Raw genomic sequence first — 12,380 nt, 5'->3', positions numbered from 1 at the left:
GACGATCACGGCGCTGCCGTGGCAGTGGGCCGTACGCAGCGCGTCGAAGAGGACCTGGGTGATCCGGCCGGCCCTGTTCCGATCAGGCTCCTCCGCAGCACGGGGGCCGTGCGGTCCGGCTTCTGCGCCCCCTACGGGACACCGGACGAGGCCCGCTGCTGCGCCCCCGCGAACTCCGCCATCCCCTCGGCGAAACCCACCCCGGGCAGCCACCCCAGGTCCCGCCGCAGCCGCGTCGAATCGGCGGTGACGTGCCGGACGTCACCGAGCCGGAACTCCCCCGTGACCACCGGCTCGGGGCCACCGTGCGCAGCAGACAGTGCCGCGGCCATCTCACCGATCGTGTGCGGCTCGCCCGAGCCGGTGTTGTACGCGGCGAACGAGCCTGCCGCGCGGCCGCCCGCCGACTCCAGCGCCACCGCATTGGCCGCCGCCACGTCCCGTACGTGCACGAAGTCCCTTCGCTGGGCGCCGTCCTCGAAGACACGAGGTGCCTCGCCCCTGGCGAGCGACGACCGGAAGAAGGACGCCACCCCGGCGTAGGGGGTGTCACGGGGCATGCCGGGCCCGTACACGTTGTGATAGCGCAGCGACACGGCGCGCCCGCCGGTGGAGCGCGCCCAGGCAGCCGCCAGGTGCTCCTGCGTCAGCTTCGTCGTGGCGTACACGTTGCGCGGATCCACCGGGGCGTCCTCGTCGACCAGGCCGGGCACCGGCTCTGCCCCGCACACCGGGCAGAGGGGTTCGAACCGCCCCGCCTCCAGATCCTCGAGCGCGCGCGGACCGGGCCGGACGACGCCGTCCCGCGGACAGTCGTACCGGCCCTCCCCGTAGACCACCATCGACCCCGCCAGCACCAGCCGGTTCACGCCGGCCTCCGCCATCCCGGCCAGCAGCACGGCCGTCCCCAGGTCGTTGCAGCCGACGTACGCGGGCGCGTCCGCGAAGTCCTTCCCCAGCCCGACCATCGCCGCCTGATGGCACACCGCGTCCACGCCCCGCAGCGCCGCGCGCACCGCTTCCGCGTCCCGGACGTCCGCCACGACCATCTCGGCGCCCGGCAGACCGGGCGGCCCGGGGTGGGCGGTCGGCAGCAGCGCGTCCAGTACCACGGGCTCGTGACCACGATCGGTCAACGCCGTGACGATGTGCGCGCCGATGAACCCCGCGCCTCCGGTGACAAGTACTCGCATGCCCCGGACGCTACGGAACGCGACCGTCTGAAGCCCCGCTCCACGCCCGGACGTAAGACTTCCGTCATCGGATGGTCCACCCGCCTGCCCGACCGTCCACCGTGAGGACCTTACGGGAGGGGGCCCGGGAGGGCGGCGTGGGACTGGATCGTCGGCCTCGCACCACGGGAGGCCGCGATCCCGGCACGGGGTGCGCCTTGGCGCCGGCGTCGAAGGGCCTGAATCCCGCTCCCGCAAGCGGACCCCCGACCCGTACCCGGCTCGGGCGGACGCTGTGCCCTGTCGGCCCGGCGGAACGGAAGGCGTCCCGGTGTCCCAGGAATCCTCGTCCCGTGGCACCCTGGGCCCCGTGTCAAGAAGGCGTCATGGGCGCCGGGATCAGGGGGAACGGTGGCGGGGGCGGAAGCTGCGGAAGTGGAACTGGCGGCGTACGCGCGGATGTTGCGGGACGCCTGTGCCACGGGACGCCTGCTCACCCGCGCCGAGCGTGACGCGCGCAGGGCCGAGGGAGAGCGGGCCGCGGGGCGGACGGGAACAGGGCTCCGCGGTCTGATACGCGAGCACCTGGTCGTCGCCCGGGAGGTCTTGGCGCAGTTGCCCACCGACAGGGCCGAGCCCCTGTTGGCCGCGGTCGAACAGGCCGTGGACGCGTTCGCCGAGGGCTACGAGCGTGCCCAGCAGCAGGCAGTACGACAGGAAGAGGCGGCCCGCCGGGAGTTCATCGACGATCTCCTCTACGGGGGTAGCGACCTCGGGCGGCTCGTGGAGCGGGCCGAGCGGTTCGGGCTGCGCCTGTCGCAGGCGCACGCGGTGGCCGTAGCCACCGGCCCGGAGCCCTACGGTGACGGATACCCCGTTGCCCGCGGCATCGAGGAAGCCATGGTGGCGAGGTTCGGCAACCGCAGGATCCTGCTCGCGACGAAGGACGGCCGACTGATCTGCGTGGCTCCCGGAGACGAGCCCGACGTCCTGGCGTACTTCGCCAAGCAGGCCTACGGAGCCACCGACGGAGGCCAGGTGGCCATCGGCCGCTCCCACCAGGGGGCCGGAGGAGTGGTCCACTCGTACGAGGAAGCCCTCAACGCCCTCGACCTCGCCGCGCGCCTGGAACTCGACAGTCCGGTGCTGTACGCGGCCGACCTGCTCGTCTACCCCGTCCTCACCCGGGACCGGCAGGCCATGGCCGACCTGGTCGAGAGCGTACTGGGCCCGCTCCAGCGGGCCCGCGGCGGTGCGCAGCCCCTGATCGACACTCTCCACGCCTACTTCGACAGCGGCTGCGTGGCGACCGAAGCAGCCCGTCGGCTTTCGCTCAGCGTGCGGGCGCTCACCTATCGGCTGGAACGGATCCACACCCTCACCCAGGCCGACCCGACCGACCCGCAGCACCGCTACACACTGCAGACCGCTGCCATCGGTGCCCGTCTGCTCCCTTGGCCGGGTGTACCGGCCTGAGCGGCGGCGGGGACCGGTGAACGCGCATCCGAAGTCCCACGGCACCGATCCCGCTGTGGTCACCCACCGCGGGCCGAAGTCTCGTTCGTGCTCCTCGGCGCTTTCAGCGCCTCGGCTCGTGGCGTTGCGGTGAAGGAGACGGTCTGCCGGCGTCCGGTCGCGTGGACGCGCGTGACGTGCGAGACCGGGAGGCGGGGGAGACCTCTTCGCTTGTCGCGGGTGGTGCGAGGGGTACTCACCTGCTGAAAGGCGTAAGGAGCGGGTCCGTGCACACCAAGGCGCGAGATGTACGTCATCTCCGGCGCCCACATCTGGGACGCCTCCTCCGTGGCGGCCCTCGACGCCGTCCGGACCAAGGACGCCCAGCGGGGGAGTCGCCTCAGGGGTTACCGGGCCAGCACCTGGAAGAGTGGTGGATCAGGCAGCCGGTATCGCCCAGCCCGGGTAACCGGGATGGGACCGGGACGCCCCGCCTCTCACAGGGCCGACCGGTGGCGGGGGTACGTGGCCCGGGTGATGGCGCTCTCCACGGCGGCGACGCGGTCGGCCAGCAGGCCGAGGGCGGCGACCGCTCGGCCGAGCGGGTCGTCCCCGGCGTTGCCGAGGGCCTGGCTGCGGACGTAGGCAGTGGTGATCTCGTTCCAGCGGGCTGCTTGTCGAGGGCTGTGGGTGCCGCGGAGGACGCCGAGCTTGAGGAGGTTGGCTTCCGCTCCGGTGGTGAGCGTCTGGGCTTCTGCCGTGTAGTGGTCGTCGATGACGGCGGCCAGCTCTGCGTCGTTCATGACCGGTGAGAGCCGGGCGGCGATCTTGTTCATGTTGCGGTAGGAGCCCTGCAGCTGGAAGGGCGGTTCGGTGCGGCCGGCGTCGCTCTGGGCGGCGGAGGCGATGTAGGCGTCGTTGACGGCGAGGACCGTCGTCCGGGCGGTGAGGAGATGCCGCAGGACGGCGAGGATCCGGTCCAGTTCGGCCGGGGAGCAGAGGTGGGTGAGGCGGTCCCGGCGGGCCGTGGGGTCGCCGGCAGCGAGCCGTACGAGGAGCTCCAGGTCGGCGCGGTCCCGTCCGGCCAGCGGGGCGAGGAGCGGGTTCGAGGTGAGGGCGTTCTCGACGAAGCTCAGGGCGAAGGCGTCCTCCTTGCCGGTCAGGACGTCGCCGAGGTTCCACACGTCGGCGCGGTTGGCCAGCATGTCGGGGACGCGGAAGCGCTGCCCGGATTCGGTGTACGGGTTGCCGGCCATGCAGACGGCGAAGCGCTTTCCGCGCAGGTCGCGGCCGTTCAGGGTGCGGGTCGCGTCGCACAGCGGGATGAACTTCTGGAGCAGTTCCGGCGAGGTGTGCTGGATGTCGTCCAGGTAGAGCAGGACGTTGTTGCCCGCGTCCACAGCGAAGGCGATCTTGTCCAGCTCGTGGCGCGCGGTGGAGGTCGGGGCGGCCTCCGGGTCGAGCGAGGTCGTGTCGTGCCCGAGGGAAGGACCGTCGATCTTGACGAGGAGCAGACCGAGGCGCTCTGCGACGTATTCGACGAGGGTCGTCTTGCCGTAGCCGGGTGGTGAGAGAAGCAGCAGCAGACCGTTGCTGTCGGTGCGCTTGGCGGCTCCGGCCGCGCCGAGCTGCTTGGCGAGGTTGTCGCCGACGAGGGGGAGGTAGACCTCGTCGACCAGGCGGTTGCGGACGAACGCGGACATGACCCGGGGCCGGTAGGCGTCGATCCGCAGTTGTTCTCGCGCGGTCTCGGCGAGGGCGCTGCGCTGCCGCTGGTAGGCGCGGAACCCCGGGACGTCGTGTGCGGCGAAGTCCGCCGTACGGGCCAGGAAGTCGTCCAGGCGCAGGACGAGTGAGCGTTCCCTGATCCGCGGATGGGTGCCGAGCAGTCCGGAGACGGTGGCCGTGACGGTGCCGCCGGCCTCGTAGCGGTCCAGTGCGGGGCACAGTTCGACGGCGGCGGCCTCGGCGATGTCGGCTTCGTCCATGTCCTCGCCGGACGCGGCCGCGTAGGAGGTGAGCCAGCCCTCGACGAGCTGCCGCCGTCCCCGCAGGTCCGGGAGCATCGCGAGGTCCTCGTCGTACGGTGGGGTGCCCACGCTGCGCCGGAACTTGTCCAGGAGCGTGCGGGCGGTGGTCGACACCGCGAAACCGATCGGTGTCGATGTCAGTTCTTCGAAGAGGTACGCGGCGGCGCGTGCCGGGTCGGCGGGTCCGGGCGTGAACATGTCGATCGCGTCGGCCAGTTCGTCCTGGAGAGCACTGATGGCGGGTGAGGGCCCGAACGTGTCGCGGGCCCGGGCCAGGGACACCGCGCGGCGGGTGAAGGAGTCACGCTCCGGCTTTGTCGTGCCGTGGGCCCAGTACAGTGCGGCCGTGGCCCTTTCGCGCGGCGGGTAGCGCAGCAGCCCGGCGCTGTCGTGCAGCCGCAGGAGCACGCGCAGGATGGCGGTGGCGTCGTGGTCGTGGACTCCGCGCTCGTAGCCCTCGTCGTACGAGGCCTCGGCGGCCTGGCGTACGAGCGTGTCCACTTCCGCGTCGGTGAGCGTGTCGGCGCCGTGCTCGGCCAGAAGGCGAGCGGCCAGGTACTCGGCCCGGTAGACCTCGGGGGACTCGGAGGCCAGGGTCCGGGTCCAGTAGGGCCGGGTGGCGGCGAACCGGGGATCGGTGACCGGGCGGCGGTAGTCGGTTCCGGACAGCGCGAAGGCGAGACCGTCCCGGTGCGGCACGAGCGTCAGCTCGGCCGGCTGCCGGGTGACCGCGAACCGGTGCCGGCCCAGGCGGATGGTGTCGCCGCCGTCGTCGAAGAGCTCCCTGCGGTCGCGGAGCGCCCGCCCGGCTTCCTGGCGGGCCGCGGCCAGCCGGCCATCCAGTTCCTCCGCCCTCACCGAGTCGCCGAGTTGGCGCAGCTCGTCCGCTGCACGGCGGACCTTGGCGATCATCGGATCGGAGGCGAAGTACGCGTTGACGTCGTCGGGATCGTCCAGAGCCGAGGCCCTGCGGGTGACGGTCTGCAGTACTCGGCGCGCGGAGTCGGCGAGGGCCTCGGCGCGCCGGGCGCGGGCGTCCTGCAGGCTCTGGCGGCGAGCCGAGACGGCGTCGTGGACCTCGGCGCGCTTCTCGGCGATCTGGGCGAGGAAGCCGTCGTGCTCGGCGAAGCGGGATTCCAGGTTCTCCAGCTGGAGCAGCAGGCGGGCGAGCTGGGCCTCGCAGTCCTCGGGCGTGGCGGCAGCGGCCAGAGCGCCGGTCACGGCCTGGCCCAGGAGCGCGAACTCGGCCGCGAACCCGGCCCGCCCTTCCCGGTCGAGCAGCTCTCGGCGGCGGGCGGCGAGGGTGGCGCGGGCGCGGTTCACGCTGCCGAGGACTTCGGCGACCCGCTCCAGGATGGCGGTGCGCACGGTCGCGTCGCCGGTGTCCAGGCCCGCGACGACCTCGGCGAGGGTCTGGAGGCCGAAGGCCCGCTCCTCCAACCGCTCCGTCACGGGGGCGGCCTCGGCGACGGTGGTGATGGCCTCGGCGTCGGCGGCGAGCTGCTCGGCCTCGGCGCGACAGGGGGTGAAGGCGTCCTCGCGGCTGAGGAAGGCCACGGCGCGCCGGGCCGCGGAGGCGATGTCGCCCTCCACGTTCGATGCCAGGTGTTCGATGCCTTCGGTGTCCGCGTACCGCATCTCCTTGAGGGTGACGAGATGGCCTTGCGCGCGGCGCAGCTCGGTGATGCGGTCGATCCACTCCTCGGCGGTGGCCGGGGCCTCGCCGCGTATTCGGCGGACGAGCCGGGCGATCGACTGAGCGGATTCGGCGAGGGCGTCGGCAGCCTGCCGGGTGAGGAGCTGGACGCTCTCGAACTCCTCCAGCACTTGTGCGGTGGTGGACCGGATCGCTTCCAGGGGGCCGTGCAGGTCCCCGGTCTCCGCGTCGCCGAGCCAGGGGAACCGGTCGGCTGCCCGTACGCAGGCGGCGAGCAGCGTTTCGTACACAGCCCCGGCGGGTGTGGCTCCGGTCTCGGTGGCCTGCCGGGCGATGGAGAGGCAGTCGGCGATGCCCCGGACCAGGTCGGCGTTGCCGATGCGGGTGAGCGGCCCGTTGCCCGAGGGGGCGGTGTGGGTGTCGGAGGTGTAGGGCGTCTGCCAGATCTGAACGGGGTGCGTACGGGCGGGCTCCGCGCCCTCGGCGCGCAGGACGACGAGGGTGCCGTCGTCGAACAGGGCGTGGCCGCGGCAGGAGACGGGGGCGGCGACCTCCTTGCGGATCACGTTGTAGGAGAGCAGCAGGCCGCGTCCCTCGGCGCGGGCGTGGAAGGTGAACAGCACGTCCTCACCGTTGGGGGAGCGGATGACACGTTCGAATTCCAGGCCCGTCGTGTCCGTGTCGAACGTCTTCACCGTTCCGGAGGCGAGGCAGTAGCCGCCGGGGAAGACGATGCCCTCGTCCTCCGGCAGGCGGCGGCAGGAGACGCCGACACCGTCGAGCCGGACGATGGTGTTCGTGACGGTGTTGTAGACCAGGTGGCGCCTGGTCTCCTCCTTGTAGGGGCGGATCCGGAGCAGGATCAGCGGGCCCACGGTGGCGTACGCGACCTCCGCGTCCGCCAGGGACTGGAGCGGCTCGTCGACCGGCTCGCGGTGGACGCCCTCGCCGGTCTCGGTGTCGTTCTCGGTCTTGACGGTGAGTGCGCCGCCGACCGTGGAGACGTAGAGCCGCCCCTCGATGGAGGTGTGCGGGTGGCGGCCGAGGACGTGGTCGTCCCGGGTGGTCTCCCGCCACTCGACGTCGTGGGCGGGAGGGAACACGTGGTCGCGCTCGCCCTGGGCGTCCAGGAAACGTGCCTCGCCGGCGGGGGTGAAGGACCAGCGCAGGACGCGGAGGTCCTCGGCCTGCTCGCCGGTCCGGAAGACGGCCAGCAGCTTGCCGTCGACGTGGCGGAGCCGGAGCAGCCGTGCGCCCCGGTAGTAGCGGTGCAGCGCACCGAATTCCCGGATGAAGCCGGGGTCGTCGAGGAGGCCGGGCGCCGCGCTGTCGGGGAGCGGGTTCAGGTCGCGGTCGTACAGTCCGAGTACGGCCCCGACGGACTGCTCGGGTCCCGTGCCGGTGGAGCCGTTGCAGCCGAAGAGCAGCAGGTCTCCCACGGCGACGAGGTCGCGGGCCACGCGGCTGTGCTCGGTGCGGATGCGCTCGGAGCCGGCGAGCGTGAGTCCGGTCCCGCCGAACTCGGCGATCCGGGCGGCGTTGAGGGCCTCGGAGCGCCGTGCCAGCTCCCCGGCCTGTGCCGCGAGCCGGTCGCGCAGCACCTCGTACGTCCCGGCGTCCATCGTCGTGGCCGTGGTCATGTGGTCCAGCTCCCTCGTGTACGGATGGTGATACGGGTGCGGAGCCGCCATCCCCTCCTCGGCGGCTCCGCACCCCTCGACCGCACCCCCGTGGCGGTCAGCTCTTGACGGCACCGTTCAGGACGGTGCTCTTCTGCCCGGCGAGTTCACTGACCGGCAGGTCGGCGAGCCCCAGCTGCCGTGCCTTGGCCATCAGTTCGTCCAGCTGCCCGGATCCGGCCGGCATGAGCTTCATGAGCAGGGCCGAGACGGTCAGGTGCTGCACGTCGGAGGCCGACACCGAGCCGAGCACCTTCGCCAGGTCCTCGGTGAAGGAGCCGGAACCGTCCAGCCAGGGCCCGGCCAAGGTCCGGGCGGTCTGCGAGTTGTCCATGAACCCGTCGACCGCGCGACCCATCGACATCGCGCCGACGATCCGGTCGAAGAACGCCGACTCGCCGCCGATGATGCTGATGTCGGCGCTCTCCAGCCCGGTCGCCAGGACGGATGCCTGCGCCTGCGCGACCTGCCGCCTCATGTCGAGGCCGGCGAGCCGGACCTCCTTTTCGGCCTCCAGCCGCAGCCGGTACTCCTCGTGCCCGCGCGAGGCCTCGTCGAGGGCGGCCATCGCCGCCGCTTTGTCGGTCAGGCCCTCGGCCTCCGCCTTCAGCTTCTCGACGATGGCCACCGCCTCGGCCATCGCCATCTCGCGGGCGCCGTCCGCCTCCGCCTTGAGCCGCGCCGCCGTGGCCCCGGCCTCGGCCCGGCCCGTCTTCTCGATCGCGTCCGCCTCCTTCTCCCGCACGGTGACCGCGGCCAGCCCCTCGGCTGCGGCCTCCGCCCGGATGCCTTCGGCGAGGCGGATCTTGGCGCGGGCGTCGAGGTCGGCGGTCTGGTTGCGGGCCTCGGCGAGGGTGAGCTCCTCCGCCGCCCGGTGCACGGCCGCCTGCTCGGCGGCCTCGGCCGCCTTGATGTCCTTGACCAGCTTCTCCTGCGCCTCGGCCTCGGCGGCGATGACGATCGCCTGCCGGGTCCGCTCGGCCTCCTCCACCGTGCGCAGCCGCTTGATGGACTCCTCCTGCTCGGCGACCGTACGGTCCACCGCGATCCGCTCGCGCACGACCTCGGCGATGTCCCTCCTCTCGGTCTCGACCTCCTTGTCGGCGGCGATCCGCGTCAACTGCGTCTCCCGCTCCCGCGCGATGACCTCCAGCAGGCGGTCCTTCTCGATCCGCTCGTTCTCGATGGCGATGACCCGCTCGCGGTTCTTCTGCGCGACGGCCACCTCACGGGCCTGGTTCTCCCGCTGGATGCCGAGCTGCTCCTCCGTCTTCAGGAAGGCGCTCTGCGCCCGCAGCCGCTCCTCCTCCAGCACCCGTGCCGTCTCCGCCTCCTCCCGGGCCCGCACCGTCTCGATCTCGCGGCGCTGCTTGCTCTCGGCGTCCGCCTGGCGGCGCTCCAGCTCCAGGATGGCCTCGCGGGCGTCGACGTTCTGCCGGGTCAGTTCCTTCTGCTCGTGCTGGCGGAACTCGTTGGTGCGCACGCTCTCGACGGCCGTCAGCTCGGTGATCTTGCGGATGCCCTGGGCGTCGAGGATGTTGCCGGCATCCAGTTGGGAGAGCGGTGTCTGCTCCAGGTAGTCGATCGCCGCGTCCTCCAGGCTGTAGCCGTTCAGATCGGTGCCGATGATGTGGATGATCCGGTCGCGCAGTTCGTTGCGCATCGTGTAGAGGTCGGTGAAGTCGAGTTGCTTGCCGACCGTCTTGAGCGCCTCGGAGAACTTGGCGTTGAACAACTCCTGCAGGGTCGCCTTGTCCGAGGCCCGCTGCGTACCGATGGCCTGGGCGACCTTGATGACGTCCTCGACGGTCTTGTTGACGCGGACGAAGAATGAGATCCGGATGTCGGCCCGGATGTTGTCCTTGCAGATCAGGCCGTCGCGGCCGGTCCGCGAGATCTCGATGGTCTTCACCGAGATGTCCATGATCTCGGCCTTGTGGAGCACGGGCAGAACGACCTGCCCGGTGAAGGTCACATCGACCTTCCGCATCTTGGAGACGATGAGGGCCTTGCCCTGCTCGACCTTGCGGAACAGCCGGGTCACGACAAGCAGCGCGGCGACCGCGATGACGAGAACGACGACGACGAGCGTGCCGAGGCCCAATGAGATGGCGTCCATGAGGAGTCCCCACGTGAGAAGTCGAAGCTGAGAAGCCCGGAGGGCTGGATTGCGCGGCGCTCAGCCGCGCGGGTCGAGCGCCGTGTCGAAGGGCGCGACCCAGAAGAATTCGCCTGCGTCGTCGTACGCGTAGAGCAGCGCGGTACTGCCGAGCATCAGTGGATCACTGCCGTGCTGGCGGACCTGGACGAGCGCCGTGCAGCCGTCGCCTGCCGCGACCTCGGCCTGGCCGAAGCCCGCGTCCACCCGCCCCGTGCGGATGACGCAGGTCAGGCCGACGAAGTCCAGCCGGGACGGCCCGGGTTCGTCAGGGAAGAGTTTGGTCAGGGGTCGTACGAGCACGCGCGTCACGCGCCATGACAGGAACGGTGCCCCGAACAGCAGCATGGCGCCGAAGAAGTGAACCAGGGTGTCGGGCCATCCCGTACGCGCAAGGAGCGCCGACCCGGAAAGACTCGCGAACCAGGCCACGCCGATCAGCAGCGAGGCGGACACGCTGACGGGCACACCGCCGAGGCCCAGAGCACCGCTGCCGACGTCCGATCCGGCACCCTCATGGTCCGCGGCCCCGCAGAGCACGAGCAGCCAGAAGCCGAGGACGACGACCAGGGCCGCGGTGAACAGCACGGTGGGAAAGCCGAGAGCGGCCTTGATGAACTCGTCCACGCGTCCCCCCTCCCTTCCGGCACCCGGCATCAGGTGCGTGGGCCCGTCCGGCCTCAGCCCATCCTGCCCTGACGTGCGCCGGTCCCACATTGCCGATCACCGGCAGTCTTAACGCGACTTTGACGCACCGGGCGGGGTGCAGGGTCGGGACGGCACCGCCACCCGCCTGTACTTGGAACTGCGCACAGGCTGCGCCCTGCTCACATCCGGGCCAGCCTCCGCAGAGCACGAGGCGGTATCCCACCAGCACCTAGGCTCGATCGGCTTCCCCCTGCTCCACGCGCCGGACGGCCGACAGCGCGCCATGCTGGTACGACCCGACACCACCTGGCCTGGCGCGGAACATCGCCGCCGGCCCTGGACGAGGCGCTGGCAACGCGTACTCGGCTGGCCCAGGGCTGCCAGAACACCACCGGCGAGGAGATCTCGGCTGCGGCCGGAATCCCTTACATGACGGTTCTTCCGACACTTCCCCACGAAAGAAGCAGCCGTCGAATCCGACGACTATGATCCGCTGATCGCCCGCCCCATCCAGGAACGACCACCGACGAAGACAGCCTCACGGCCCTGTGCAACGCCCTCGGACTTCTCTGCACCAACGGCACGAGTCGACTGCACTCGCTCTCATGTGGTGAACGTGGCCGGGGGTCGCTGGACCTCCAGAACAACTGCCGTGCCTGCAACGGACTGGTCCTCGTGCATGGTGATCACCTGGCCGGGCTGAAGGTGCTGCCACTGCGAGGGGTCCAGGGGTGCGAGTCGTACCGAGGCATGTCCCCCGGGCTCCAGGAAGGGTGTGAACTCCACCCAGAGCCGGGCAATGTTGAGAGCCGGTTCGCCGGTCGCAGTCTGGTGGCCGATGCTCCACATCGGTCGCAGGACGCCGACGCCGGAGGTGGGCGTCTGTCGTCGTGCTTCAGCGGCCGGACGGAGGGTGAGGTCGGCTCTGATGATCCCGTGGCGGGTCTCGTAGCTGCGCCAGTGATACCAGGCCGCGCTCTTCTCCAGCTGCATCTGTTCGGCTGCGGTGGCCAGGGTTTCCCAAAAGCTGAGCGGAAGCGGGTGGACGTCGCCGAGTTCTTCCAACAGATCGAGGGCTACTTCCCACTCGTCGTGAGCGAGGTACTCCCAAACGTCCTTCACCGTGATGTCGTTCTCGGTGGTGATCTTCTGAGGAACAAGCAGGGACGCGGCTTCCAGGAGTTTGGGGACGTCCATGCCCTGATGCTAGACCACGGTCTCCCGGCGACGGCAGGACGTGCCCGCTCACTTCCGTCGATCAGGTCGTGACTCTGGCGACCTTCGGCTCGCTGTGGGCGGTACTTTCCGTCGGCCACAACCTCGCTGATCACGTGTTCGTTCAGAGCGACCACCAGGCTTCGAGCAAAGGGGCGCCGTCGGCGGCACGCGCCGGTGGCCGATGCGGTGGCTGTTGCAGCACACCGGTTCCCCGGGCTTCGCGGAGCTACGGGCGGCCAGGATGAACGGCAAGTATGTGACCGATCTTCTCTGCACCAATAAGGGCGCGGCCGAGCGGAGGAGGTTAGGTCCTGTCCGATTTGGCGGCCACGAGGTCTGAGAGGACCGGCGGGCCGGATCGCG

At 71.0% G+C, this 12,380-nt stretch carries 6 protein-coding genes; 1 reads left to right on the top strand and 5 read right to left on the bottom strand.

The features are described from left to right. Positions 1–131 precede the first annotated feature (131 nt). On the bottom strand, positions 132–1,193 hold the full coding sequence (locus tag ACZ6JS_RS07645) for an NAD-dependent epimerase/dehydratase family protein (protein ID WP_469296588.1): 1,062 nt from the start codon (positions 1,191–1,193) through the stop codon (positions 132–134). A 438-nt stretch (positions 1,194–1,631) separates the two neighbouring features. Between ACZ6JS_RS07645 and ACZ6JS_RS07640 the strand changes: the two genes are divergently transcribed. Further along, positions 1,632–2,648 carry a PucR family transcriptional regulator gene (locus tag ACZ6JS_RS07640; protein ID WP_469297154.1) on the top strand — a complete coding sequence of 339 codons (1,017 nt, stop codon included), beginning with the start codon at positions 1,632–1,634 and terminating at the stop codon, positions 2,646–2,648. A gap of 476 nt (positions 2,649–3,124) precedes the next feature. Here ACZ6JS_RS07640 and ACZ6JS_RS07635 read toward each other — a convergent pair whose 3' ends face one another. From ACZ6JS_RS07635 to ACZ6JS_RS07620, 4 genes are all read right to left on the bottom strand, one after another. Next, positions 3,125–7,954: a DNA repair ATPase gene (locus ACZ6JS_RS07635; protein ID WP_469296586.1), complete on the bottom strand. Its 4,830-nt coding sequence runs from the start codon at positions 7,952–7,954 to the stop codon at positions 3,125–3,127. Positions 7,955–8,051: 97 nt separating this feature from the next. Continuing rightward, positions 8,052–10,112, bottom strand: a complete 2,061-nt coding sequence (locus ACZ6JS_RS07630) for a flotillin family protein (protein WP_469296585.1) — start codon at positions 10,110–10,112, stop codon at positions 8,052–8,054. Positions 10,113–10,172: 60 nt separating this feature from the next. Next, positions 10,173–10,778, bottom strand: coding sequence for a hypothetical protein (locus tag ACZ6JS_RS07625; RefSeq protein ID WP_469296583.1), 606 nt, complete (start codon positions 10,776–10,778; stop codon positions 10,173–10,175). Positions 10,779–11,402: 624 nt separating this feature from the next. Next, a complete protein-coding gene (locus tag ACZ6JS_RS07620) occupies positions 11,403–11,996 on the bottom strand; it encodes a hypothetical protein (protein ID WP_469296581.1) in 594 nt (197 codons plus the stop codon). Between the last annotated feature and the right edge of the window lie 384 nt (positions 11,997–12,380).

Source organism: Streptomyces sp. NPDC046349, assembly GCF_055587885.1.
The sequence above is the reverse complement of the archived record's forward strand: the minus strand, read 5'-3'. Positions and strand labels throughout refer to the sequence as shown.

Excerpts from the sequence above, each read along its gene's own strand:
- ACZ6JS_RS07645 (WP_469296588.1), bottom strand. The coding sequence starts at position 1,193 with ATGCGAGTACTTGTCACCGGAGGCGCGGGGTTCATCGGCGCGCACATC.
- ACZ6JS_RS07640 (WP_469297154.1), top strand. The coding sequence starts at position 1,632 with ATGTTGCGGGACGCCTGTGCCACGGGACGCCTGCTCACCCGCGCCGAG.
- ACZ6JS_RS07635 (WP_469296586.1), bottom strand. The coding sequence starts at position 7,954 with ATGACCACGGCCACGACGATGGACGCCGGGACGTACGAGGTGCTGCGC.
- ACZ6JS_RS07630 (WP_469296585.1), bottom strand. The coding sequence starts at position 10,112 with ATGGACGCCATCTCATTGGGCCTCGGCACGCTCGTCGTCGTCGTTCTC.
- ACZ6JS_RS07620 (WP_469296581.1), bottom strand. The coding sequence starts at position 11,996 with ATGGACGTCCCCAAACTCCTGGAAGCCGCGTCCCTGCTTGTTCCTCAG.